Origin of the sequence: Streptomyces sp. NPDC056222, assembly GCF_042264065.1 — a bacterium.
GTDB lineage: Bacteria > Actinomycetota > Actinomycetes > Streptomycetales > Streptomycetaceae > Streptomyces.
In genome coordinates, this window is the sequence record NZ_JBHJTL010000087.1 from 805 (window position 1) to 25090 (window position 24286).

At 71.2% G+C, this 24286-nt stretch carries 20 protein-coding genes and 1 pseudogene; 10 read left to right on the forward strand and 11 right to left on the reverse strand.

From position 1 onward, the window contains the following. Positions 1-934 (reverse strand): annotated as a pseudogene (locus ACFC0D_RS30190) (hypothetical protein); the annotation flags it as partial. 277 nt (positions 935-1211) lie between these two features. On the opposite strand from ACFC0D_RS30190, the gene ACFC0D_RS30195 reads away from it, so the two are divergent. Next, a complete protein-coding gene (locus ACFC0D_RS30195) occupies positions 1212-2399 on the forward strand; it encodes a glycosyltransferase (protein WP_376442657.1) in 1188 nt (395 codons plus the stop codon). A gap of 9 nt (positions 2400-2408) precedes the next feature. Beyond that, a complete protein-coding gene (locus ACFC0D_RS30200) occupies positions 2409-3980 on the forward strand; it encodes a glycosyltransferase family 39 protein (protein WP_376442660.1) in 1572 nt (523 codons plus the stop codon). Between the two features lie 140 nt (positions 3981-4120). Here the strand turns inward: ACFC0D_RS30200 and ACFC0D_RS30205 are convergent, their stop codons facing one another. The 3 genes from ACFC0D_RS30205 to ACFC0D_RS30215 all read right to left on the reverse strand — a co-directional run bounded on the left by ACFC0D_RS30205 (position 4121) and on the right by ACFC0D_RS30215 (position 7317). Then, positions 4121-4963 (reverse strand): DUF6227 family protein, encoded by an 843-nt coding sequence (locus tag ACFC0D_RS30205; protein WP_376442662.1) that lies wholly within the window; start codon positions 4961-4963, stop codon positions 4121-4123. Between the two features lie 66 nt (positions 4964-5029). After that, on the reverse strand, positions 5030-6112 hold the full coding sequence (locus ACFC0D_RS30210; RefSeq protein ID WP_376442664.1) for a P1 family peptidase: 1083 nt from the start codon (positions 6110-6112) through the stop codon (positions 5030-5032). Next, positions 6109-7317: a low temperature requirement protein A gene (locus ACFC0D_RS30215; protein WP_376442667.1), complete on the reverse strand. Its 1209-nt coding sequence runs from the start codon at positions 7315-7317 to the stop codon at positions 6109-6111. Before ACFC0D_RS30215 ends, ACFC0D_RS30210 begins: the two co-directional genes overlap by 4 nt. Positions 7318-7563: 246 nt before the next feature. Between ACFC0D_RS30215 and ACFC0D_RS30220 the strand changes: the two genes are divergently transcribed. The 7 genes from ACFC0D_RS30220 to ACFC0D_RS30250 all read left to right on the forward strand — a co-directional run bounded on the left by ACFC0D_RS30220 (position 7564) and on the right by ACFC0D_RS30250 (position 14778). Beyond that, complete coding sequence (locus tag ACFC0D_RS30220) at positions 7564-8985, forward strand: MFS transporter (protein ID WP_376442670.1); 1422 nt, start codon at positions 7564-7566, stop codon at positions 8983-8985. 384 nt (positions 8986-9369) lie between these two features. Beyond that, positions 9370-10446 carry an MFS transporter gene (locus ACFC0D_RS30225; RefSeq protein ID WP_376442729.1) on the forward strand — a complete coding sequence of 359 codons (1077 nt, stop codon included), beginning with the start codon at positions 9370-9372 and terminating at the stop codon, positions 10444-10446. After that, positions 10443-12758: a molybdopterin oxidoreductase family protein gene (locus ACFC0D_RS30230; protein ID WP_376442674.1), complete on the forward strand. Its 2316-nt coding sequence runs from the start codon at positions 10443-10445 to the stop codon at positions 12756-12758. Before ACFC0D_RS30225 ends, ACFC0D_RS30230 begins: the two co-directional genes overlap by 4 nt. An 8-nt stretch (positions 12759-12766) precedes the next feature. After that, the gene (locus ACFC0D_RS30235; protein ID WP_376442677.1) at positions 12767-13366 is read left to right on the forward strand and encodes a 4Fe-4S dicluster domain-containing protein; all 600 of its coding nucleotides are present in this window, start codon (positions 12767-12769) and stop codon (positions 13364-13366) included. Continuing rightward, entirely contained in the window at positions 13363-14019 is a 657-nt protein-coding gene (locus tag ACFC0D_RS30240; protein ID WP_376442680.1) for a Rieske (2Fe-2S) protein, read from the forward strand. Before ACFC0D_RS30235 ends, ACFC0D_RS30240 begins: the two co-directional genes overlap by 4 nt. Beyond that, entirely contained in the window at positions 14016-14471 is a 456-nt protein-coding gene (locus ACFC0D_RS30245; protein ID WP_376442683.1) for a hypothetical protein, read from the forward strand. Before ACFC0D_RS30240 ends, ACFC0D_RS30245 begins: the two co-directional genes overlap by 4 nt. 85 nt (positions 14472-14556) lie before the next feature. After that, entirely contained in the window at positions 14557-14778 is a 222-nt protein-coding gene (locus ACFC0D_RS30250) for a hypothetical protein (RefSeq protein WP_376442685.1), read from the forward strand. A gap of 19 nt (positions 14779-14797) precedes the next feature. On the opposite strand, the gene mscL is transcribed toward ACFC0D_RS30250, so the two are convergent. The 6 genes from mscL to ACFC0D_RS30280 all read right to left on the reverse strand — a co-directional run bounded on the left by mscL (position 14798) and on the right by ACFC0D_RS30280 (position 20606). Beyond that, entirely contained in the window at positions 14798-15286 is a 489-nt protein-coding gene (mscL, locus tag ACFC0D_RS30255; RefSeq protein WP_376442689.1) for a large conductance mechanosensitive channel protein MscL, read from the reverse strand. A 111-nt stretch (positions 15287-15397) separates the two neighbouring features. Further along, positions 15398-15958: a hypothetical protein gene (locus ACFC0D_RS30260; RefSeq protein ID WP_376442692.1), complete on the reverse strand. Its 561-nt coding sequence runs from the start codon at positions 15956-15958 to the stop codon at positions 15398-15400. A 138-nt stretch (positions 15959-16096) separates the two neighbouring features. Continuing rightward, positions 16097-16948 (reverse strand): S-methyl-5'-thioadenosine phosphorylase, encoded by an 852-nt coding sequence (locus ACFC0D_RS30265; RefSeq protein ID WP_376442695.1) that lies wholly within the window; start codon positions 16946-16948, stop codon positions 16097-16099. Between the two features lie 107 nt (positions 16949-17055). Next, the gene (locus ACFC0D_RS30270; RefSeq protein ID WP_376442698.1) at positions 17056-17388 is read right to left on the reverse strand and encodes an FmdB family zinc ribbon protein; all 333 of its coding nucleotides are present in this window, start codon (positions 17386-17388) and stop codon (positions 17056-17058) included. 68 nt (positions 17389-17456) lie between these two features. Further along, positions 17457-18680, reverse strand: coding sequence for an MFS transporter (locus ACFC0D_RS30275; RefSeq protein WP_376442732.1), 1224 nt, complete (start codon positions 18678-18680; stop codon positions 17457-17459). Positions 18681-19085: 405 nt separating this feature from the next. After that, complete coding sequence (locus tag ACFC0D_RS30280; RefSeq protein ID WP_376442700.1) at positions 19086-20606, reverse strand: potassium/proton antiporter; 1521 nt, start codon at positions 20604-20606, stop codon at positions 19086-19088. A 271-nt stretch (positions 20607-20877) separates the two neighbouring features. Here ACFC0D_RS30280 and ACFC0D_RS30285 point away from each other — a divergent pair, with 271 nt between their 5' ends. Then, positions 20878-23628 (forward strand): penicillin acylase family protein, encoded by a 2751-nt coding sequence (locus ACFC0D_RS30285; protein ID WP_376442703.1) that lies wholly within the window; start codon positions 20878-20880, stop codon positions 23626-23628. A gap of 6 nt (positions 23629-23634) precedes the next feature. Here the strand turns inward: ACFC0D_RS30285 and ACFC0D_RS30290 are convergent, their stop codons facing one another. Next, positions 23635-24279 carry a 5-formyltetrahydrofolate cyclo-ligase gene (locus ACFC0D_RS30290; protein WP_376442705.1) on the reverse strand — a complete coding sequence of 215 codons (645 nt, stop codon included), beginning with the start codon at positions 24277-24279 and terminating at the stop codon, positions 23635-23637. Positions 24280-24286: the final 7 nt, after the last annotated feature.

A 24286-nucleotide genomic window follows, 5' to 3' on the forward strand; every position in this document is an offset into this window, starting at 1 on the left:
GTCCGGTGTCGCCCGTGTCGCCGGTCGGCCCGGTGTCGCCCGTGTCGCCGGTCGGCCCGGCGGGTCCGGTGTCGCCGGTGTCACCCTTGGGCCCGGTGTCGCCCGTGTCGCCGGTCGGTCCGGTGTCGCCCGTGTCGCCGGTCGGCCCGGCGGGTCCGGTGTCGCCGGTGTCGCCCTTGGGTCCGGCGTCACCCGTTGCGCCGGTGTCGCCGGTGTCACCCTTGGGTCCGGTGTCGCCCGTGTCGCCGGTCGGCCCGGTGTCGCCCGTGTCGCCGGTCGGCCCGGCGGGTCCGGTGTCGCCGGTGTCACCCTTGGGCCCGGCGTCACCCGTTGCGCCGGTGTCGCCGGTGTCGCCCTTGGGTCCGGTGTCGCCCGTGTCGCCGGTCGGTCCGGTGTCGCCGGTGTCGCCCTTGGGCCCGGTGTCGCCGGTCGGCCCGGCCGGGCCGGTGTCACCCTTCGGGCCCGGGGGCCCCTGCTCGCAGTGGTCCGGACCGCCTACGGGCAGCGCCCGCACATAGCGGTCGTGGTCGGACGCAGCCGACAGATATTCCGCGAGGCTGCCGCCCATGAACTGCTGGACTTCGTGGTCCACGAAGTTCTCGTGGTCCTCCGGCGGTGCCTCGCCCTCCTCCGGCGGCGCGGCGTTCTTCTCGTGGGACATCGGCCCCCACAGCTGCGGCGGCGGGCCTTCCTCGTGGTGCGGGCGCGGGCCGTGCCCCTCGTGGTGCGGGCGGTCCTTGCACTCATCGCCGCCCGACGGCGTGCCCGTGAGGTTCACCCCTGACGGGCCGGCCACGCTCTGCGGCGCGGCGGAGACGGGAGTTGTGAACCCCGTGAGTACGAGTGCGATCGATGCGATGGCACCTCCGTTGAGCCAGGCGCGGCGTCGCGGCAGCGGGCCGAATGCGGACCTGGTCCTGGAATCAGGACTCATGCAATAGCTCCTTCTTCATCCGGATCGAGTGATTCACCGGAAGCGAGTTCGAGCTTCCATTCAGATCATCGGACTGCGATCGCGGCGCCTTTACGTCTCCGAGGGGACTGTCAACGCCTTGGCCTACCGTCACCATCCCCCTGGGTGCGTACGGCGTGGCGAACCTGAAAGCGCCTGTCGGCGTGCCGTCCCCGACCGTCCCTGGCCTGTGCTTATGGTCGCCCCCCACCGAACCACCGGAAGTGGTGTTGCCGTGAAGCCATCCTTCTGCTTGTGCATGATCGTCAAGAACGAGGCCCGAGTGATCGAGCGTTGCCTCGCCTCCGTCCGTGACCTGGTGGACACCTGGGTCATCTCCGACACGGGTTCGACCGACGGCACCCAGGACCTCATCCGCAAGGCTCTCGACGGGATCCCCGGAGAGCTGCACGAGGAGCCGTGGGTCAACTTCGGGCACAACCGCAGCCTGAACATCGCCCGCGCCCGCGGCCGTGCCGACTACCTTCTGCTCCTCGACGCCGACCTCGTCCTGCGCCAGGAAGGCCCGCTGCCCCCGCTGACCGCCGACGCGTACATGCTGCGTCACAAGGGCACGCTGGAGTACCGCATCAAACGCCTGGTCAGAGGCGATCTGCCGTGGCGGTACGAGGGGGTGACCCACGAGTACCTCACCGCCGACCGGAAACACACCCAGGAGAACCTCGACGCCCTCGCCATCGACGACCGTCACGACGGCGGCTCGCGTCACGACAAGTTCGAACGCGACGCCCGGCTGCTGAGCGCAGAGCTCGACCGCGACCCCGGCAACCCCCGTACGGTCTTCTATCTCGCGCAGACGATGCGCGACATGGGCCGGTCCGGGGAGGCGATCAAGCTCTACGAGCGCCGTGCGGCCATGGGCGGCTGGGGCGAGGAGGTCTACTACGCACTCCTTCAGTCCGGCGTGCTCAGGGCGGAGTCCGGTGACTGGCCGGCAGCCATGGACACGCTCACGCGTGCCTGGGACTCGCGGCCGCAGCGCCTCGAAGCCTGCTACGAACTGGCCGCACGGCTGCGCAAGATGCGGCGCCACCACTCCGCCCACGCGATCGTCTCCGCCGTGCTCGACCGGGAGCAGCCGCGCGACGACCTGCTGTTCCTCCAGCCGTGGGTGTACCGCTGGGGCCTGCTGTTCGAATTCTCGATCACCGCCTACTGGGTCGGCGACTACGCGGGCTCGCTCGCCGCGTGCGACCGGCTGCTCGCCATGCCCGACCTGCCCGAGCCGTACCGCAAGCAGACCCGGGCCAACCGCGAGTTCTCCGTCGGCAAGCTCGCCGCCGCCCCGATCCCGCACGCGGCCGCCGCACCTCCCGACGCCGCGGCTCCGCTCGCCGCTGCTCCCGCGGACGCCGACCCGCCCTCCGCCGACGCCCCCTCCGCCGACGCCCCCTCCGCCGACGCGCCCGCGCCGGTGCGCGGCTAGGGGCGGGCCGTGGGAACGCCCTCCTCCGTCGCCGCCGAGGTCCGGGATCCCGCCCCCGCCGCCACCCGCCGCCCCGCCCCGCCACGCGGCGAGGGCGGCATGCGGCACGGCGTCTGGCTGTGGCCGGCCCTCCTCACCCTCGCCCTGACGTTGTACGAGATCGACCACCCGCTGCTGTGGGAGGACGAGCTCAACACCTGGGACATGGTCACCCGCTCCACCGGCAGCCTGCTCGACACGGTGGGCAACGTGGACGCGGTGCTGACCGTCTATTACCTGCTGATGCACGGGTGGACCGTCGTCTTCGGGGACTCCGTCACCGCCCTGCGGATGCCCTCCGTCCTCGCGATGACAGGGGTGGCCGCCTGCACGGCGCTGATCGGGCAGCGACTGTTCGGCCGCCGCGCCGGGCTCGCCGCGGGTCTGCTGTTCGCCCTCACCCCCGTGGTGGTCCGGTACGCCCATGAGGCCCGCCCGTACGCCCTGGTCGTCCTCGCCGTCGCCCTCGCCACGCTGGCGCTGCTCCGGGCCCTGGACCGGCCGGAACGCCTGGGGCGCTGGGCCGCGTACGCGGCGTGCGTGGCCGCGGTCGGGCTGCTGCACCTGGTGGCGCTGACGGCGCTGGCCGGGCACCTGGCCGTCGTGGCCGCATGGGCCCGTGTCGACCGCGCGCTCGCCGTCCGGGCCGGGCTCGCCGCACTGGCCGGGGTGGCCGCCGTGGCACCGGTCGCGGTGCTCGGCAGCGGGCAGGCGTCACGTCAGATCTCCTGGATCCCCCGACCGAATCTGGAGAGCCTGGCCGCCTTTCTCCCGCAGCTGTACGCCTCCGGGACGTTCGCCGGGGCGGCGACGGTCCTCGCGGTGTCGGCCTGGGCGCAGCGTCGGCGGGCGGGCCGCGCCGGTACGCCGCCGCCGACGAGCAGCTCCTGGCGGCCGGTGTCCCAGGGGCCGGTCCTGGCCGTGACCGCCATGGCCGTGCTGCCGGTCCTCGCCCTGTGGGCGGTCTCGCACGGCGACATCTCGTACTTCTTCTACCGGTACCTGCTCTTCACCCTGCCGGCGTGGGCGGTCCTGGCCGGTGCGGCGCTCGCCGCGCTCCGTTCCCGCGCCGTCCTCGCCGTCGCCCTGGTCGCCGTGGCGGTACTGAGCCTGCCCGAGCAGCGGTCCGTGCGGGAGACGTACGCCCACTTCTGGCACGGGGTGGACTACAAGGGGGCCGCCGAGACCATCGTCAAGTACCACCGGCCGGGCGACGCCGTCGTGTACGACCGGGGCGAGGACTACTGGCGGCTGCTGGACCTCGGCGTCCGCCACTACCTGCCCGACGAACTGCGGCCCCGGGACGTCTTCCTGGCCCGCTCGGCCGCGGACCGTGCGGACCTCTGGTCCTCGGAGTGCCCGGACCCGGCCGCCTGTCTGCGGAGCGAGGCCCGGATCTGGCTGGTCGTGCCCGCGGGCGCGGCCGACCCGCTGGACGCGCTCCCCGCTCCCCAGGCGCGCGCCCTGCGGAAGCACTACACCGCGACCGGCACCGAACGGCTGACCGGTGTCACGGTGGCACTCCTGGTCCGCAAGTCCTGAACCCGCGGGGACGGGACGGGTCCCCCGTCCGACACCCGCCGGAGAGCCGAGGGCGGCCGACGCGCACCGCGCCGACCGCCCTCGCCCATGTCACGGGTGCCCGCCTCGCCGGCCCACGGGTGCCCCGGTCCCGCCCCGCCTCACCGCACCCGCGCGCGGTGCTCCATCGCCTCGCGGGCCGTGCGCTCGTCCTCGTACACCTCGCACATGTGGCGGCCGTCCGGTGTCGCCGTGTGCTCGACCTCCCACAGGCTCAGTTCGCCGCCGTCGAGCAGCAGGAACGCGTGCTCGTAGAGAGTGAATCCGGCGTCCCGGCCGCGCTCCACCGCGCACTGGCGACCGAACGCCTGCGTGATGTGGTGCGCGAACGCCACCCGCAGTCTGCGCGCCGTCTCCTCGCCCGGCCGGTCCGCGTTCTCCGCGCGGCGCAGCACCCGGCGCGCGTGGTCCGCGGAGTTGTCCGGCTCGTACATCCGGGGCTGCGTCGGTATGGGACGGGCCAGCAGCGCGCTCAGCAGCTCCAGGTCGCCGTCCTCGTCGGCGTCCTGCCCGCCGGCGCGCTCGGTGCCCCAGCCCGGGTCGAGGCCGCTCGGCAGCCGCGACGCGGCGAGCCGGGCCTCCGCCTCGTCGGCGTACAGCTCGTGCTGCTCGGTGCCGTCCCGGCCGGAGTTGTGCACCAGCTCCCACAGACTGAGCGCCGTGCCGTCGGCGAGCAGATAGGTGTGGCGGTACGTGGTTCTGTGCAGCGATGCGCTGTGGTGCGAGGAGTACAGCGCGCTGGAGTGGGCGAGCGCCGTCTCCAGGCACTCGACCGTACTGTCGGGCAGATCGAAGGAGTTGAGAGCCCGGCCCAGGAGCCGCTCCACCTGCGTCTCGGTCGTCTCGTACGGATCGTGAGGATCCTGCGGATCGTTCAAGAGGGTCTCCAGGCCGTCGCCGCATGTCACTCGGTGCTTGCTTAACGTAGTCCCTGGGTCTGACATCGTGTCCGGGGTTCGGCAAAACGAAGGGGTCGCGCGGGAAGTTCCCGCGCGCCGGGCCTCCGAGGCTCAACTCCCCTTGTTGTAAAGGGAGTCGACAACAGGGCCCGGTCCGTACAGCTCGCGGTGGGCGGGGAAGCGGCCGCCGGGACCGGCGACTCCCTCGGCGGTCTCCAGGACCGCCCGCACGATCGCCCGGGTCACCGTGTCCGCGCCCGCCGCCAGGATCTCGTTCAGGGCGAGCGGACCGGCCTTCGCGTCCAGTTCCCGCTCCCCGGTCGCGAGGGCGAAGACGGTGTCGCCGTCGTTGAGGAGATGGACCGGACGGATGGCGCGCGCGATGCCGTCGTGCGCCGTACCGGCGAACTTCTGCGCCTGCGCCCGCGTCAGGACGGCGTCGGTGGCGACGACCGCGAGCGTGGTGTTCAGGGGCGGCGGGGTGTTCATGGCCGCGGCCTCGGCCAGGCGGCGGAGGGCCGCCTCGTGGACGGCGCGGTCCGGATACTCCGGCCGGCCCTGGAAGTACTGCCCGTACAGCGCACCGGTCTCCGGGTCGACCGCCGAGCCGACCGCGTTGACGACGACCAGCGCGCCGACCGTGATGCCCGAGTCCAGGACCGTGCTCGCCGTGCCGACCCCGCCCTTGAGCCCGCCGACGACGGCGCCGGTGCCCGCGCCGACGGCGCCCGTCTCCACGCGCGCGTGGAGCTCCGTCGCCGCGGCGGCCTCCACCGCCGCGCGCCCCGTGGCCGCTCCCGGCCGGGCCGTGAAGTCGCCGCCCCGGCCCAGGTCGAAGACACAGGCGGCGGGGACGACCGGGACCACGTGCGAGGGCTCGGGCCCGACCCGTACCCCTCGGCCCTGCTCCTCCAGCCAGGCCATCACGCCCGCCGCCGACTCGAGTCCGTACGCGCTGCCACCGGTCAGGACCACGGCCTCGATCCGCTGGACGACGTTACGGGGGTCGAGCGCGTCGGTCTCCCGGGTGCCGGGTCCGCCGCCCCGTACGTCCACGGCCGCCACCGCCCCGCCCTCCGGGGCGAGGACGACGGTGGTGCCGCTCAGGGCGTTCGGCCCGTCCACGCGCGCGTGGCCGACCCGGAGGCCGGTCACGTCCGTGAGGGCGTCGTGCGGTGCCTCGTTCTTCGTCATGGTCCTTGCGTACCACGCCCGTTCGGTCCATGGCCCGGGCCGGCGCCGCGCGAGGCGGGGTTGCGCGAGGCCAGTGTCACCCCGACCGCCACGGTCGCGGCCGCGACGAGACCGGCCGCCAGGACCGCCCAGCGGCCGGCGAACGTGCACATCAGGATCGCCAGGGACGAGACGGGCAGGACGAGCTGCTGCGCGATGCCGACCTTGAAGTAGCGGGCGTGGAGCAGCCATACGCAGAGCAGGAAGAGCGCGGCGGGAATCGTCACCGCGGAGGAGGCGGCGAGCGTGGAGATGTGGGCCTTGCCCACCGTCTGCTCGACCGCGATCTCGATGCCGGCGCCGATGGCGGCGGCGGAGGCGAAGATGAGGTAGTGGCCGTAGCCCCAGAGGAAGCCCTGCCGGTTGGAGCGGAGGCGGACGTGGGCGGGGGCGGCGAAGTAGATCCACCAGGCGGCGTAGACGATCAGCAGGCCGCCGGCGGCGATAGGGAGCAGCTCGTCGAGGGCGTCGTACTCGCTGACCCCCGTCTTCACGGCGACCGTCGCCGCCGCGATCGTCTCGCCGAGCACGATGATCGTGAACAGGCCGTAGCGCTCGGCGATGTGATGCGCGTGCCAGTGGGTGTTGATGTCCTTCTCCGCGATCGCGGGGACCGCCAGTTCGGCGACGATCATGGCGAGGAAGATCCAGGAGCGGGCGGACTCGGGAGCCCAGAGGAGGGTGGTCCAGCCGATCTGGCAGAGGATCACGCCGCCCGCGTACCGGTGGCACATGGTGCGCTCGGCGGGGTCCGTCGCGTGATGGGCGGCGCGCAGCCACTGGAAGGAGAGCGCGAGCCGCATGACCACGTAGCCGAGCACGGCGATCAGGAAGTCGTCCTCGTAGACGCGGGAGATGCCGGCGGCGAGGATGAGGACACCGGCGATCTGGACGAAGGTGGCGACACGGTAGAGGACGTCGTCGTTGTCGTAGGCGGAGGCGAACCAGGTGAAGTTCATCCAGGCCCACCAGATCGCGAAGAAGACCATCGCGTAATGGGCGATGCCGTCGGCGGCGTGGTGCTCGGCGACCGCGTGCACGAGCTCGGCGCCGGCCTGGGCGACGGCGACGACGAAGCAGAGGTCGAAGAAGAGCTCGAGCGGTGTGGCGGCGCGATGCGCCTCGGCGCGGGACCGCGCGATGAGGGGCAGAAACGGTTGCGTCATGCGCCCCAGGACATCAGAGCCGCATCACGCACGGGCGCCACGGCACGCGGGCCCTTGGGCGGGCGGGGCCGCCGGGACCTCCGGGTGTGCGAACGGCCCGGGGCCGCCGGGACCTCCGGGTGTGCGAACGGCCCGGGACCGGCGGGACCTCCGCCCGCCCGGGGCGCGACCATGGCCTCTGACCTGCCCCGGTGTGCGGGCGCAGCCTGGAGGAGCAAGGAAGGCCCCGATCCCCAGGGAAGCGCCATGAGTTCCGTACTCCAGGACACCAGAACGGCGGGCGGACCAGCCCCCGCGTACGACGCGGAGCAGTACCGGCCCGGGAAGTCGATCACGGACTGGGAGCCGGAGAACGAGCTCTTCTGGAAGTCGATCGGCAAGCGTGTCGCGAGCCGCAATCTGTGGATCGCGGTGCCGGCGCTCCTGGTGGCCTTCGTCGTCTGGCAGGTGTGGAGCGTCACCGCCACCAATCTGAAGGACGTCGGCTTCGGCTTCTCCACCTCGCAGCTGTTCTGGCTGACCGCCATCCCCGGTCTGACGGGCGGCACGGCCCGGATCCTCTACACCTTCCTCGGCCCGATGGTCGGCCAGCGCCGCTTCACCGCGCTCTCGACGGTCGTGCTGATCGGCCCGCTGATCTGGCTGGGCATCGCGATCCAGGACCCGTCGACCCCGTACGCCGAGATGGTCGCCATCGCGGCCCTGTGCGGTATCGGCGGCGCCAACTTCGCCTCCTCGCTCGCGAACATCGGCTTCTTCTTCCCGAAGGCCAGGAAGGGCAGCGCGACCGGCATCAACGGCGGGCTCGGCAACCTGGGCGTCTCGGCGGTCCAGCTGCTCACCCCGATCGTCATCACCTGGTCGACCATCGCGATCGGCACCGCCCAGCACACGACGGACGGGACCCCGGTCCACCTGCAGAACGCGGCCTTCCTGTGGGTGCCGGTGCTGCTCGTCCTGGCGGCGGTGGCCTGGTTCGGGCAGAACGACCTGAAGGTGGCCTCCACCCCCTTCCGGCAGCAGAAGATCATCTTCAAGCGCAAGCACAACTGGCTGATGACCTGGCTGTACGTCGGCACCTTCGGCTCCTTCATCGGCTTCGCGGCCGCGCTGCCGATGCTGATCAAGACCACGTTCCCGGACTACTCGATCGCCACCTACGCCTGGATGGGCCCGGCGGTCGGCGCCCTGGCCCGGTGGGCCGGCGGCTGGATCGCGGACAAGTGGGGCGGCGCCCGGGTGACGATCCTGTCCTTCGTGGGCATGGCGGCCGCGATCATCGGGGTGATCACCTTCCTCCCGTCGGGATCCGACGCGGGCAGCTTCTACGGCTTCTTCTTCTGCTTCCTCGCGGCGTTCTTCTTCTCGGGCATCGGCAACGGCTCGACCTTCCGCCAGATCCCGGTCATCTTCCGCGGCACCCATCTGAAGGGGCTGACGCAGGGCACCCCGGAGTACGCGAGGGCGCTGAAGCGGTCGGAGACGGAGTCCGGCGCCGTCACCGGTTTCACCTCGGGGATCGCCGCCTACGGCTTCTTCTTCATCCCGGCGCTCTTCGGCTCGATGGCCGTGACCAGCGCGATGTGGGGCTTCGTCGCCTTCTACGCCAGCTGCACGGTCGTGACCTGGTGGTTCTACGCTCGCAAGGGTGCGGAGGCGCCGAGCTGAGCCATCCGCTAGCCCCTGCGAAAGGCCCCGCCCAGGCGGGGTCTTTCCGCATCCCGGGGACGGGACCGCGACGACGCCGGCCTGGCCACCGACTACACGGACTCGCCATGCCCTTCACCCTCCACGACACGCCCTCCCCGACCCCGGAACAGGTCGCCGAGGCCCGCGCGCTCTTCCGCTCCCACGGCCTGAACGCCATCTGAGCGACACCCTCACCCACTCGAACCGTAAAACAGGTCGATCTCGGGCATATCGCCCTACGGTGACCCGGTGACCGAGCCACCGCAGGGCCCCGCAGAGCCGACGCCGGGCCGGCCCGCCCCGAACGCGCCCTCGACGACCCCGCCGACGACTCCGGCGACGGCCTCCGCGACGACCTCGACCATGGCCGAGGCACCGCCGTCCCCCGGGGCCGCGCCCGTCGTGCAGACGCCCGCCGACGTGCGCCGACGGGCCACGCTCGCCGGCACCGCCGTCTCCGTGCTGCTGATCGTCGCGATCGTCCTCGGCAGCCGGCTCCTGCGCGATTTCGACTCGGCGCTCCTCCCGTACGCCGTCGCCACCGTCTTCCTCGCCTTCGGTGTCGCCTACCGCTACACCGTGTGGATCTCCGCCCCCGGTGCCCGCCGGCTGTTCAAGCAGGGCTGGCGGTCCTTCTTCTCCGTCGACAACTTCCGCAGGGCACCCACCGCCCTGCCGAAGATGATCGCCACCTATCTCGGATTCCAGAAGTTCCTCGGCGCCCGCTCACACGCCCGCTGGGCCGCCCACCAGCTGATCTTCTGGGGCTGCATCCTGGCGGCCCTCATCACCTTCCCGCTCACCTGGGGCTGGTTCACCTTCACCTCCTCCACCGGCTCCGGGCCCGGCTACGAGATGCGCATCTGGGGCTTCAAGGTCCTCGGCTTCGACGCGCTGAACATCGTCGGCTGGCTGATGTTCCACGGCCTCGACATCGCCGCCGTCCTCGTCATCCCCGGCGCCTCCTACTTCCTGTGGCGGCGTATGAAGGACCGCGGAGCCATCACCGGCCAGCGCTTCGCCTACGACCTGGTCCCGCTGATCGCCCTCATCGTCATCTCCGTGACCGGGCTGCTGCTCACCTTCTCGTCGATCTTCCTGCACGGCGGCGGCTACGAGTTCCTGGCGATCCTGCACATGGTGTCGGTGGTCTTCACCCTCATCTACATCCCGTTCGGGAAGTTCTTCCACATCGTCCAGCGGCCCGCCGCCGTCGGTATGCAGCTGTTCAAGTACACCTCCCGAAAGAAGGACGAAGAGGTCCTCCTCTGCCGTCGCTGCCAGGAGCCCATCGACACCCCTCCCTATGTCGAGAACCTCCAGGGCACCATGCGCGATCTCCAACTCGGCTTCGACGCATGGACCGAGTACTGCCCCCGCTGCAAGCGCGTCCTGCGCGGCACCGCCTACCTCACCCACGTCAAGAAGGGCTTCAAGTGACGCAGCAGCAGGCGGGGCAGCACCCCCTTCCGCTGGACCCCTCCATCGCCCCGCCCGGCACCCGCAACTTCCGTGACGCCGGAGGCATCCCCGCCGACCGCTGGCACGCCGACCAGGACGGCGAGACGCTCGTCCCCACCCACTGCTGCTTCTGCGGCGTGCAGTGCGGCATGTACCTCCGCGTCGACAAAGGCGGCAAGGTCTTCGGCGTCGAACCCCGCAACCACGACATCAACCGGATGCGGCTCTGCCCCAAGGGCATCAACGCCTACCAGCAGGTCAACCACCCCGACCGGCTCACCTCCCCCCTCATGCGGAGCAATCGCGACGAGCCCTTCCGCGAGGCGAGCTGGGAGGAGGCGCTCGACTTCACCGTCGCCGAGATCCGCCGCATCCAGGGCGAGTACGGCAACGACGCCTTCGGCCTGCTCGGCGGGGCCAGCCTCTACTCGGAGAAGACGTATCTGGTCGGGAAGTTCGCCCGCGTCGCCCTGAAGACCCGGCACGTCGACTACAACGGCCGCCTGTGCATGGTCTCCGCCGCCGGCGCCAACAAGCTGGCCTTCGGCATCGACCGGGCCGGCAACCCGTTCTCCGACATCCTCCTCACCGACTGCCTCCTCATCGCCGGCTCCAACGTCGGCGAATGCTTCCCCGTGATGACGCAGTACCTCTGGGGAGCCCGGGACCGCGGCGCCAGCCTGATCGTCGTCGACCCGCGCGAGACGGCGATCGCCCGCACCGCCGACCTCCACGTCGCCCTCAAGCCCGGCACCGACTCAGCCTTCTTCAACGCCGTCCTGCACGTGATCGTCGCCGAGGGCCTCACCGACGAGGCCTATCTCGCCGCGCACGCCACCGGCTGGGACGAGGTGAAACGAACCGTCGAGGCCTACCCGCCCTCCCGCTCCGCCCAGATCTGCGGAGTGCCCGAGGAGCAGATCGTGCAGACCGCCCGGATGTTCGCCGGCGCAGGCAAGGCCATGGCGTGGCATGCGCGCGGCGTCGAGCACCACTCCCAGGGCGTCGAGAACTGTCTGACGATCATCAACCTGTGCGCCGCCACCGGGAACATCGGCAAACCCGGCGCCGGCTACGGGACGATCACCGGCCAGGGCAACGGTCAGGGCGGCCGGGAGCACGGCCAGAAGTCCGACCTGCTGCCCGGCGGGCGCTCGATCACGAACCCCGAGCACCGCCGCCAGATCTGCGAGATCTGGGGCATCGAGGAGTCCGAACTCCCGCCCGCCGGTACCTCCATGATGGAGATGGTCTGGCAGATGCAGCGCGAGGAGATCCGCGGCCTGGTCGGCATCTGCAACAACCCCTTCGTCTCCCTCCCCAACTACGCGACCGTCAAGAACGGCTACGACACCCTCCAGTTCCACGCCCAGTTCGACTTCTTCCTCTCCGAGACCGCCGCCAACGCGCACGTCGTCTTCCCCGTCACCGTCTGGGCCGAGGACGAAGGCGTGATGGCCAACGCCGAGGCCCGGGTCGTCAAGCACAACAAGGCCCAGGAACCACCCGCCGGGGTCCGCACCGACACCTGGGTGATCTGCGAGCTCGCCAAACGCCTCGGCGCCGGCGACAAGTTCGCCTTCCCCGACTCCCGCTCCGTCTTCGAGGAGCTCCGCGTCGCCTCCGCGGGAACGGTCAACGACTACTACGGCATCACCTACGAACGCCTGGAGGAGACCGGCGGCATCGCCTGGCCCTGCCCCTCCACGGACCACCCGGGCACCCCCCGCCTCTTCGAGGACGGCAGGACCTACCACCCCGACGGCCTGATCCATCTGCAGGTCGTCGAATGGCACCCGCCCATGGACCCGTACAGCGAGGAGTACCCCCTCTCGCTCACCACCGGCCGCACCGTCGCCCACTTCCTCTCCGGCAACCAGACCCGCCGCCTGGGCGCCCTCGTCGAACAGACCCCACGCCCCTGGGTCGAGGTCCACCCCTCCCACGGCTTCCGCAACGGTGACCCCGTCCGTGTCGTCACCCGCCGCGGCAGCGAGGTCTTCCCCGCGCTGGTCACCGAGGCGATCCGCCCCGACACCGTCTTCGTGCCGTACCACTGGCCGATCCCCACGGCCGCCAACGCCCTGACCGTCGACGCCCTCGACCCGCGCTCGAAGATCCCCGAGTACAAGGTCTGCGCCGCCCGGATCGAGGCCGCGGAACGGATCGACGAGGTCCCCGCGCCCCCGACCGCCCCGGGACACGTCGCCTACCCGGAGGCCCAGGTCTCCCGCACCGACCCCCTGCCTCCCACGTCCCCCCAGGGCCGTGGCACCGCGGAGAGGAGCTGACGCCGCTCATGATGGGCCGCACGATCTTCATCGACCCCGGGCGCTGCATCGGATGCCAGGCGTGTGTCTCGGCCTGCCGCGAGTGCGACTCGCACCGCGGCAAGTCGATGATCCACCTCGACTACCCCGACGAGGGCCACTCCGTCGCCTCCCTTCCCACGGTCTGTATGCACTGCGAGGACCCGGTCGCACCCTGCGCCGAGGTCTGCCCCGCCGACGCGATCCTCGTCACCGCCGACGGCGTGGTGCAGCAGGCGGACACCACCCGCTGCATCGGCTGCGCCAACTGCGTCAACGCCTGCCCCTTCGGTGTCCCGAAGATCGACCTCCAGGCGAAGCTGCAGATGAAGTGCAACCTCTGCTACGACCGCACCGCCTACGGCCTCGCCCCGATGTGCGCCACCGTCTGCCCCACCGGCGCCCTCTTCTACGGGACCCTCGACGAGCTCCGCGCCGAACGTCCCGGCGTCGAGGTCGCCGACTCGTTCACCTTCGGCACCACCACCGTCTCCACGGGAGTGGCGATGGTCGTCCCCGCCGACAAGGTCCAATGGCCGGTCCCCGGCGGTCTCCCCGTCGTCGAGATCAATGGAGTGGACGTCCGATGAGCGTCACCGAGCAGCCACCCGCCGACGGCCCCGGAGCGGCAGACGCGGCCCAGGAAGCGCTGCACGACCGCATCGCGGCCGACTCGCTCACCACCCGACGCGACTATCTCCGGATCGTCGCCACCGTCTCCGGCGGCCTCGCCATCGGCGGCATCGGCGTCGCCTCCGGCATCCTGCACCGCCACGGAGACTCGGACGGGGCGCCCGAGGTGAAGAAGATCGCCGACCAGCTGCTGCCCGGCGAGTCCCTCGCCTTCCGCTACCCCGAGCAGGAGGACCGGGCGGTCGCGATCCGGCTGGAGGACGGCACCCTCGCCGGCTACTCGGCCGTCTGCACCCATCTCGCCTGCGCCGTGCTGTGGCGCAACGACCGGGGCAGCGAGGGCGAGCTGTACTGCCCCTGCCACGAAGGAGTCTTCGACGCCCGTACGGGAGAGGTGACCGCGGGCCCGCCGCCGCGCGCGCTGCCCAAGGTGCTCCTGGTGGAGGAGGCCGACGGCAGCGTCTGGGCCGTCGGCACCACGCGGTCCGGAGAGAGCGTCCAGGAAGGCCTCTGCCGCCAGCTCGGCACGGACCGGCCCGACCTGGCCGAACGCCTCGGCTGCCCTGGAGCCTCGGCGGGCGCAGCGGGGACGAGGAGTGAGCGCACATGACCGACACCCCGTTCCCCCGCGACCCGGAGTCCCCCAGGACACCGGGGGACCGACCCCCCGCCAAGGACCACGCCCGGGCCCCCGTACCCGGGACCGAGCCGCCGCCGCGCCCCGCGTACACGCCGGGCAGTGCGCAGCCGCGTCTGAACCGGCCCGTCCACGAGCGCTATCCCCAGATCCGGCCCACCAGCGGCTACGGCGACCCGCGGATCCGCCACACCGGCCCCGGACCCGGCGCCGGTACCGAGCAGGAGCCCGAGCGCTCGTCCAAGCTGAGCGCGCGCCTCACCCTGGCGCTCACCGTCCTCATCGGCCAGTTGTGGGGTCTGACGATCGTGGTCGACGAGTGGATGGCGGGCGACACCGGCACGGCCTGGTGGGGCGCCGGCTTCCTGGTGCTGTCGTTCCTCGTGGTCCTGGGTCTCTGGCTGCTCGACCCGAAAGACCGCTGATCGAGGGGGGAGACCCCGCTGATCAGGGCGGAAAAACCGCTGATCGAGGCGGTACGGGGCCGAATCACCGGCGTACCCTGGAGGTATGAGCACCGCCCCCGCCCACGGACCGCGAGACGCGAAGCAGCCCGGCACACAGCCCAACCCCGAGAACACCACGAAGCCGAAGCTGATCTTCGACGATCCACTGGACCAGCAATCCGCGGACGATACGGACCGCGGGTGGGGTGAGCGGCCTTCCGGCGGTAGTGACAGCGCCGCCGATCTCGCGCGCTTCCTCGAAGAGAAGCCGCCGCACCACCTCTGATGCCGGTGCGAGTCGCCGGCTAGGGGGTGGAGTGTGTCCCCGCTCCGGCGCCCGAGTTCGGGCCGCGCTGGGTGACCAGGTGGTCGCGGATCTCCTTGAGGACCTCCAGCTCGCTGACCTCCATGATCTCCTGGACGCCGTCCCGGGCCTTCTCCGCGTCCGCCCGCCTGGCCAGGTACTTCGCCATGGGCAGGACCATCAGGAAGTAGACGACGGCCGCGGTGATCAGGAAGCTCAGGGTGGCGCTGAGGACGAGACCCCACTCGATCTGGATGCCCTGCACCTCGCCGTTCACGACCGCGCAGGTGCCCTTCAGACAGGACTTGTAGCCCTCCAGGTCCTTGGTGCCGAAGGCGCCGACCACTGGGCTGATGACACCTTTGACGACCGCGTTCACGATGTTGGTGAACGCGGCACCGATGACGACCGCCACCGCCAGGTCGATCACGTTGCCGCGCATGAGGAAGGCCTTGAAGCCATCCATGACGCTTTCCTTCTTCGGGCTCACCGGGGCGCCTTTCGTTCCGTGTGCAGTTGGCGGAACCATTAGGTCGCGAACGACGCAGAGGCGTCCAATCCGTACACACGGAACGGTTACTTGACAGGCACTCCGTGCGAATCAGCACAGTGTCACCGCCAGTTGGGACGTGACACCCGCACCCGCCAGGGCCGTCGCCGTCGACCGCGGAACGGACAGGACGACCAGGGCCCCACCGTCAGGACGAGTCTCCTCCGTGCGCGGGACTTCTGCCACACGAGCGCCCGTGGCGACCACCCGGGCCGTACCGCCCCCGCCCATCGGCGAGTTGGGGGCGGCGATCACGTCGACCCGGTCGCCGGGGTGCAGTAACCGTACAGCCGCCGCGTCCGCGATCCGCACCGGCGCCGACACCAGCCGCACCGCGGCCGGACGACGCTGCTCCTTCGCCGCCGGGCGCGCCGGCGGATCCGCGGACACCTCGCCCCCGCCCGCCACGGCCAGCGCCGCCGCGCTCATCGCGAGGACCACGGCCGGTGCCCGCCGTCGGCGCCGCAACACCCGCCGCAGCCGCTGCCGCCCGCCCCGCACCCGCAGCGGCTCGAAGAGCGGGACACCGCACGTCTCGGGAACGGGGGAGAGGAACGGAACGGGGGAGAGGAACGGAGCGGGGGAGGGGCCAAGAGGAGGGGAGGTCGTCATCGCCGAACCGCCTGTCAGGAAGTCGAGCCCCCGGACCGTCCGGAGAGCCGCTCCCACGATCCCGGCCGAGCGAACATCCCGCTCCAGCCTGTGGATCGGTCCGGAACTGTGGACAACTCCCTCACCCACCAGGGGGATTTACGGCAGCTCGATCCCCAGGTCCCAGCCGTCGTGCGCGTGCGTGCACAGGCAGTCCCGGTCCGCCGTGTCCGGCAGGGCGCCGACCGCGTCGAAGAGCACCTCACGGAGCCGCCCGACGTTCGCGCCGAACACCTGCAGCACCTCGGTGTGCGAGACCCCCTCACCCGTCTCCGCGCCCGCGTCCAGGTCCGTGACCAGCGCCATCGAGGTGTAGCAGAGCCCCAGCTCCCGGGCGAGGATCGCCTCCGGGTGCCCGGTCATCCCCACCACCGACCAGCCGGCCGCCGCGTGCCAGCGGGACTCGGCCCGGGTCGAGAACCGCGGTCCCTCGACGACGACCATCGTGCCGCCGTCCACCGGCTCCCAGCCACGCCCGCGGGCCGCCTTCAGGGCCACCCGCCGCCCGTCCGGGCAGTACGGGTCGGCGAAGGTGGTGTGCACGACGTTCGGCACGGCGCCGCCCCAGGCCTCCGGCAGCGGCTCCCCGTCGAAGTACGTCTGCGCCCGGGTCTTCGTGCGGTCCACCAGCTGATCCGGTACGAGCAGCGTCCCCGGGCCGTACTCCTCCTGCAGGCCGCCCACCGCGCAGGGCCCGAGCACCTGCCGTACGCCCACCGAGCACAGCGCCCAGAGGTTGGCGCGGTAGTTGATCCGGTGCGGCGGCAGGGTGTGTCCGCGGCCGTGCCGGGGCAGGAACGCGACCTGCCGTCCCGCGATCTCGCCGAGGAAGAGGCTGTCGCTCGGGCTGCCGTACGGGGTGTCCACGGACACCTCCGTCACGTCCTCCAGGAAGGTGTAGAACCCCGAGCCGCCGATCACACCGATGTCCGCGTACGCCTTGGTCGCCATGGTCGTCAGATTAACTGCCCCCACAACGCGGCCCCCTTGCAACGCCGGCCCCACAACGCCGAAAGCCCCACCGCGCACAGGCGGCAGGGCTCTCGGGGAAACCTGGATCAGGCGGCCGAGCTGGAGGAGCTCGAGCTGGACGACGAGCTCGAGGCGGACGAGCTCGACGAAGCGGCCGGCTTCGCGTCCGAGGACGAGCCGGACGACGAGGACGCGGAAGAAGTCGTGGAGGACTTCGACGCGGGGGAGCTGCTGGACGACGAGCCGCGGCTGTCGTTCCGGTAGAAGCCGGATCCCTTGAAGACGATGCCGACCGCCGAGAACACCTTCTTCAGGCGTCCCTTGCAGCTGGGGCACTCGGTCAGCGCGTCATCGGTGAACTTCTGCACCGCCTCGAGGCCCTCGCCGCACTCGGTGCACTGGTACTGGTAGGTCGGCACTTGTCTTCCTCCTGGCACTCACACTCATCGAGTGCTAACGACGATCCATACTGACGCATTCCGCGGGATCAGTCCACCGTCACCGGCACTCGGTGACCGATACCACGTGCAGTGACCCGCCCCGGCGCCCGGGGCGTCAGCCGCGAGCGCAGCGCGAGCAGGGTGGCCAGCGCGAGCGCGGTACCGACCAGCGGCACCAGGAATCCGGTGCTCGCGCCGTGCTCGTCGGCGAGCCGGCCGGCGACCGTCACGGCCGCCGCCTGGCCCAGCGCCACGGCGCCCGTGAGCCAGGTGAAGGCCTCGGTGCGGGCGGAGGCCGGGACCAGGGTCTCGACGATGGTGTAGCCGGTGATCAGGGCCGGGGCGATGCACAGACCCACGATCAGGCCGAGCGCGCCGAGTAGCAGCACGGAGTGTGCGGACCAGAGCAGCGAGGCCGCCACGGTCAGCCCGGCGTAGCCCAGGATCAGGCGCTTGCGCGGGCCGATCTTCCAGGCGACGGCGCCGCACGCGATGCCCGCGAGCATGTTGCCCGCGGCGAAGATCCCGTAGAGCAGGCCGTTGGCGCCGGGGTTGCCGATCTCCTCGGAGAACGCGGTCAGCGAGACCTGCATACCGCCGAAGACCGAGCCGATGCCCAGGAAGGCGACGGCCAGCACCCGGACGCCCGGGATGGACAGGGCGGAGACGCGCGGCCCGCTGGACGCGGCGGCCATGAGCCCGTGGGCGGGCTGGGTGCGCCGCTGGGCGGCGAAGAACAGGCCGCCGAAGAGCGTGAGCGCCGCCTCGGCGATCAGGCCGGCCGCCGGGTGGACGCCGGTGCAGAGCGCGGTGGCGAGCACCGGGCCGACGACGAAGGTGAACTCGTCCGTGACCGACTCGAAGGCCGCGGCCGTCGGCATCAGCGGGGAGTTCTCCAGCTTCGCCGTCCAGCGGGCGCGGACCATGGGCCCGATCTGCGGGACGGAGGCGCCGGCCGGTACGGCGGCGAGGAACAGGGCCCACATCGGGGCGCCCGCCAGGGCGAGCACCACGAGCAGGGAGACGGCGGCGGAGTGGATGAGCACGCCGGGGACCAGGACGGCGCGCTGGCCGAAGCGGTCGGCGAGCTTGCCGCTCTGCGGGGCGAAGAGCGCCATGGAGACGCCGGTGACGGCGGCGACCGCGCCCGCGCTGCCGTACGAGCCGGTGGTGTGCTGGACGAGCAGGACGATGCCGATCGTCAGCATCGCGAACGGCTGCCGGGCGGCGAAGCCGGGGAGCAGGAAGGACAGGGCTCCGGGGGTACGCAGGAGCTGTCCGTAGCCGGCGCGCTTGCCGTTCTTCGCGGCGCGCCTGCCCGTCTTCGCGGGCGTTTCGGGCGCTGCGGGAGCGACGGGGCCTTCGAGTACGGCAGAGCCTTCGGGCGCTGCGGACGCGTCAGGCCGCGGGTCGGTGACCGTGGACACCACGGTCCTTGCCTTTCTGCCGCCTGGTAGCGCGCCCGTGCACGGTGGTGCGGGCGCCGCCGAGAGCTGTCCTCATGCGCGGAACTGCGGTAGATACCGGGCCCCACTGCGGAGGGCGTCACGGCCGCCATACGGTCGCGCCAGCTCTGCGTCAGGCAGAGTTGGTTCGATCAAGTGTGCCTTCATGGTACAGGGAAGGGCGTCTTCCCGCCTGGGAAAACGCCCCTCGATCTGAATCTATGCCTGTGATTAACCGGACGTTCGCTTTCCGCCCGGTAGATGCGGCCCGTGCCAGTGCTTGTGGCCCCGCTCGGAGACGGCCGTGGAGCCGCCCGTCCCGAGCCACCCGGCCAGCTTTCCGCCCTGCCCGACGGCGCGCAGCCGCCGCTCGGTGGCGTCCCGTACCGGGTCCGTCGCGACGACGAGCAGTTCGTCCCCGTGCCGCAGCACCGTCGCAGGACCGGGCACGAAGCTCGTCTCCTCCCGTACGACGAGGGTGACCGCGGCCCCGGCAGGGAGGCGCAGCTCCGCGACCTCCACGCCGTGCATCTTCGAGCCCTCCGGGATGGCGACGGACAGCAGATGTCCGCGCAGCCGCTCCAGCGGTGCGGACTCGACGCCGAGGTCGGCGGCCTCCGAGGAGTCGCCCAGCTTCAGGGCCCGCGCCAGCCAGGGCAGCGTCGGCCCCTGCACCAGCGTGTAGACCACGACGAGGACGAAGACGATGTTGAAGACCCGCTCGCTGCCCTCGATCCCGTAGACCATCGGGATCGTGGCGAGAATGATGGGGACGGCTCCGCGCAGGCCGGCCCAGGACATGAGGGCCTGTTCCTGCCAGGGGATGCGGAACGGCAGCAGGCTGACGAGAACCTCCATGGGCCGCGCCACCATCGTGAGGACCAGGCCGATGACCACCGCCGGCCAGAAGTCGTCGACCAGCTTGCTGGGAGTGACCAGCAGACCGAGCAGGACGAACATGCCGATCTGGGCGATCCAGCCGAGCCCCTCGGCGAAGCCGCGGTTGGCCGGGGCGTGCGGCAGCTTCGCGTTGCCGAGGACCATCGCGGCCAGATAGACGGCGAGGAAGCCCGAGCCGTGGGCCAGGGCGCCCGCCGCGTACGCGACCACCGCGATGGCCATGACGGCGATCGGGTAGAGGCCGGAGGCGGGCAGGGCGACGTGCTTCAGTCCGAACGATCCGATGAAGCCGACCCCGAGGCCGATGGCGGCGCCGATGGCCAGTTCCATGGCGATGGTGCCGACCAGGACGTACCAGCTGTCGATGGGGCCCGCCGTCGAGAAGGCGACGACGAGGATGACGACCGGGGCGTCGTTGAAGCCGGACTCGGCCTCCAGGACACCGGTCACCCGCGAGGGCAGCGGCACCTTGCGCAGGACGGAGAAGACGGCGGCGGCGTCCGTCGAGGAGACGACCGCGCCGATGATCAGCGCCTGCCGCCAATCCAGGCCCACCAGATAGTGGGCGGCCGCGGCCGTGATGCCCACGCTCACCGCGACGCCGACGGTCGACAGCACGACCGCCGCGGGCAACGCGGGTTTGATCTCCTTCCACTTCGTGCCCAGGCCACCTTCGGCGAGGATCACGACAAGGGCCGCGTAGCCGATCACCTGGGTCAGTTCGGCGTTGTCGAAGGCGACGTTGCCGATCCCGTCCTGCCCGATGGCGACCCCGATCCCGAGGTACAGGAGCAGGCTGGGGAGCCCGCTCCGGGACGAGATCCGCACCGCCGCGACAGCGATGAGCAGCACGAGCGAGCAGATGAGCAGGAGTTCATTGAGCTGGTGGACAGTCAGTGGGCGATCCTTCCCCTCGCGTGCGGCCGGATCGTTCCTCCAGCAGCCGGTACTTCGTTACCTTACCTAATCTTTAACGCTTTCTTGACGCCCTCCTGGCGTCTCTCCCGGTCTCTCCTCGATCATTCGTGCGGTCCGCTTATCGGCACCCAGTCCGGGCCGCCCGGACGCTGCGCCTAAGGTTGCTCCCGTACTCCAGGACCACCCTGCCCCTCGAAGGACAGAGATGCCCTCCAACACGACCGCGCCTCCCGCCAAGAAGAAGGGGCGACGTGCCCGCCTGATCGTCCTCGTCCTGGTCCTCGCACTGGTGGCGGGCGTCGGCTACGGCGGGTACTGGGGCGTCAGCACTGTCCGGGCCTCGTTCCCGCAGACCACGGGCGAACTCCGGCTCGACAGGCTCTCCGGCCAGGTCGAGGTCAAGCGCGACGCCTACGGGGTCCCGCAGATCTACGCGGACACCGAGGCCGACCTCTTCCGCGCCCAGGGCTACGTCCAGGCCCAGGACCGCTTCTACGAGATGGACGTCCGCCGTCACATGACGTCGGGCCGGCTGTCCGAGATGTTCGGCAAGGACCAGGTCGACACCGACGCCTTCCTGCGCACCCTGGGCTGGCGGCAGGTTGCCCAGCAGGAGTACGACAAGGTCCTGTCGGCGGAGACGAAGAAGAATCTCCAGGCCTACGCCGAGGGCGTCAACGCCTATCTCAAGGACCGGGACCCCTCGGACGTCTCGGTCGAGTACGCGGCACTGGCGTTCGCCGGCGACTACGAGATCGAGCCCTGGACCCCCGTCGACTCGGTGGCCTGGCTCAAGGCGATGGCCTGGGACCTGCGCGGCAACATGCAGGACGAGATCGACCGCTCCCTGATGACGAGCCGGCTCAGCGCCGCGCAGATCAAGGAGCTGTACCCGCAGTACCCGTACGACCTGCACCAGCCGATCGTCGAGGGCGCGGGCAAGGGCGGCGGCAACGACGCCGACGACGCGACCACCGGCACCGGCGCCCAGGGATCCACCGACGGCACCGGCTCCGACAGCTCGACGAGCGGCGGCGCGAACGGCGCCCTGGAGGGGATGCAGTCCCAGCTCGGCGCGCTCTCCGACGCCCTCGACGAGATCCCCGCGCTGCTCGGTCCCAACGGCAACGGCATCGGTTCGAACTCCTGGGTCGTCTCCGGGCAGTACACGACCTCCGGCAAGCCGCTGCTCGCCAACGACCCGCACCTCGCGCCGATGCTGCCGTCCCTCTGGTACCAGATGGGCCTGCACTGCCGCTCCGTCTCGGCGACCTGCCGCTACGACGTCGCCGGCTACACCTTCTCCGGTACGCCCGGCGTGATCATCGGCCACAACGACACCATCGCCTGGGGCCTCACCAACCTCGGCGCCGACGTCACGGACCTCTATCTGGAGAAGGTCGGCGACACGGGCTACCTGGTCGACGGCAGGATCAAGCCGTTCACGACCCGCGACGAGGTCATCAAGATCGCGGGCGGCGGCAGCCGGAAGATCACGATCCGCTCGACCGGCAACGGCCCGCTCGTCTCCGACCGCTCCTCGGACCTGGAGAAGGTCGGCCAGAAGGCCCCCGTCGGCAACGCCGCCCCGGACCGCGGCACCGGCTACGCCGTCTCCCTCCGGTGGACGGCCCTGCAGCCCGGCAAGTCCATGGACGCGATCTTCGAGCTCAACCGCGCCCAGAACTTCAAGCAGTTCCGCGCCGCGGCCGAGCACTTCGAGGTCCCCTCCCAGAACCTGATCTACGCCGACGCCGAGAACATCGGCTACCAGGCGCCCGGCAAGATCCCGGTCCGCGCCGAGGGACACAGCGGCACCGTGCCCGCGCCCGGCTGGGACTCCTCGTACCGGTGGAAGGGCTACATCCCGTACGACAAGCTGCCGTACGAGGAGAACCCCGAGCGCGGCTACATCGTCACCGCCAACCAGGCCGTCGTCGACGCCGACAAGTACCCCTACCTCCTTACGGAGGACTGGGGTTACGGCTCGCGCAGCCAGCGGATCAACGACCTCATCGAGTCGAAGACCAAGGACGGCGGCAAGATCTCGCCGGACGACATGCGGACCATGCAGATGGACAACCGCAGCGAGATCGCGACCCTCCTCAACCCGCTCCTGCTGAAGATCGACATCTCGGACCCCTACGTCCGCGAGGCGCAGAAGCTGCTGGAGGGCTGGGACTACACCCAGGAGCCCGACTCGGCCGCCGCCGCGTACTTCAACGCGGTCTGGCGCAACGTGCTCAAGCTCGCCTTCGGCGACAAGCTGCCCAAGGAGCTGCGGGCCGAGGGCGACTGCATCAACGTCCGCCCCGCCGACTCCACCGGCCTCCCGGTCGACGAGCAGAACAAGCGGGTACGGGAGTGCGGCGAGCGCGACGGCGACACGGCGCAGCCGGACGGCGGCGACCGCTGGTACGAGGTGGTCCGCCCGCTCCTCAAGCAGGAGAACAGCACGTGGTGGAAGACCGAGGCCAACCGCACCGACCAGGCCACCGAGAACCGTGACCAGCTGCTCGCCCGCGCCATGGAGGACGCCCGCTGGGAGCTGACCGCCAAGCTCGGCAAGGACGTCTCCACCTGGAGCTGGGGCCGGCTGCACCAGCTGACCCTGAAGAACCAGACCCTCGGCACCGCAGGACCGGGCTTCATCCAGTCGCTGCTCAACCGCGGCCCCTGGAACCTGGGCGGCGGCGAGGCGGCGGTGAACGCGACCGGCTGGAACGCGGCCGGCGGCTACGACGTCGTCTGGGTCCCGTCGATGCGGATGGTCGTCAACGTCGGCGACTGGGACAGGTCGCGCTGGATCAACCTGTCCGGCGCCTCGGGGCACGCGTACCACTCGCACTACACCGACCAGACCGACGCGTGGGTCAAGGGCGAGCTGCTCGGCTGGTCCTTCGGCAAGGCGGCGGTCGACGCCTCGACGAAGGAGACGCTGATCCTGAAGCCGTAGCAGGCTTCAGGGGCGCTCGAAGCGCCTGACCCCCTCCGGGGTCACCACCGCGTGCACGGGGTGGTCGTGCGGTTCCTCAGGGACCCGGGCGACCACCTCGTTCGCGTAGAGGAGCACCACCAGGGACGGATGGGCGTCCGCCCGTGCGAGCCGGGCGAGCACGCGGTCGTACGAGCCGCCGCCCCTGCCCAGGCGCATCCCGCGCTCGTCGACCGCGAGTCCGGGCAGCAGCACCACGTCCGCCTCGCACACCGCCTCCGGACCCAGCCGCGGCCCCGTCGGCTCCAGCAGGCCCCGGCCCGCCTTCGCCAGGCTCTCCGCGCCCTCGTACGCGGCCCAGTCCAGGTCGTTGTCGGGGAGCAGCACCGGCAGCAGGACGCGGACGCCCCGCTCGCGCAGGACGTCGAGCAACGCGCGCGTGCCCGGCTCGCGGCCGACCGACACATAGGCGGCGACGGTCGACGCCCCCGCCAACTCGGCCAGTTCTCGCGCACCCCGGGCGAACAGCTCGCCGGTGGATTCGGCATCATGAATGGTCAGCCGGGCGCGGGCGGCGAGCAGATGGCGACGCAGGGCGGTCTTTTCGGACGTATCGCCCGTCACAGGGAACTCACGTGATGTCACGAACCTCTCGTATCCCTCTTTACCCATGGGAAGC

Excerpts from the sequence above, each read along its gene's own strand:
- ACFC0D_RS30290 (WP_376442705.1), bottom strand. The coding sequence starts at position 24,279 with ATGGGTAAAGAGGGATACGAGAGGTTCGTGACATCACGTGAGTTCCCT.
- ACFC0D_RS30285 (WP_376442703.1), top strand. The coding sequence starts at position 20,878 with ATGCCCTCCAACACGACCGCGCCTCCCGCCAAGAAGAAGGGGCGACGT.
- ACFC0D_RS30220 (WP_376442670.1), top strand. The coding sequence starts at position 7,564 with ATGAGTTCCGTACTCCAGGACACCAGAACGGCGGGCGGACCAGCCCCC.
- ACFC0D_RS30240 (WP_376442680.1), top strand. The coding sequence starts at position 13,363 with ATGAGCGTCACCGAGCAGCCACCCGCCGACGGCCCCGGAGCGGCAGAC.
- ACFC0D_RS30205 (WP_376442662.1), bottom strand. The coding sequence starts at position 4,963 with ATGTCAGACCCAGGGACTACGTTAAGCAAGCACCGAGTGACATGCGGC.
- ACFC0D_RS30235 (WP_376442677.1), top strand. The coding sequence starts at position 12,767 with ATGATGGGCCGCACGATCTTCATCGACCCCGGGCGCTGCATCGGATGC.
- ACFC0D_RS30215 (WP_376442667.1), bottom strand. The coding sequence starts at position 7,317 with ATGACGCAACCGTTTCTGCCCCTCATCGCGCGGTCCCGCGCCGAGGCG.
- ACFC0D_RS30260 (WP_376442692.1), bottom strand. The coding sequence starts at position 15,958 with ATGACGACCTCCCCTCCTCTTGGCCCCTCCCCCGCTCCGTTCCTCTCC.
- ACFC0D_RS30265 (WP_376442695.1), bottom strand. The coding sequence starts at position 16,948 with ATGGCGACCAAGGCGTACGCGGACATCGGTGTGATCGGCGGCTCGGGG.
- ACFC0D_RS30245 (WP_376442683.1), top strand. The coding sequence starts at position 14,016 with ATGACCGACACCCCGTTCCCCCGCGACCCGGAGTCCCCCAGGACACCG.
- ACFC0D_RS30210 (WP_376442664.1), bottom strand. The coding sequence starts at position 6,112 with ATGACGAAGAACGAGGCACCGCACGACGCCCTCACGGACGTGACCGGC.
- ACFC0D_RS30195 (WP_376442657.1), top strand. The coding sequence starts at position 1,212 with ATGATCGTCAAGAACGAGGCCCGAGTGATCGAGCGTTGCCTCGCCTCC.
- ACFC0D_RS30225 (WP_376442729.1), top strand. The coding sequence starts at position 9,370 with ATGGCCGAGGCACCGCCGTCCCCCGGGGCCGCGCCCGTCGTGCAGACG.
- ACFC0D_RS30250 (WP_376442685.1), top strand. The coding sequence starts at position 14,557 with ATGAGCACCGCCCCCGCCCACGGACCGCGAGACGCGAAGCAGCCCGGC.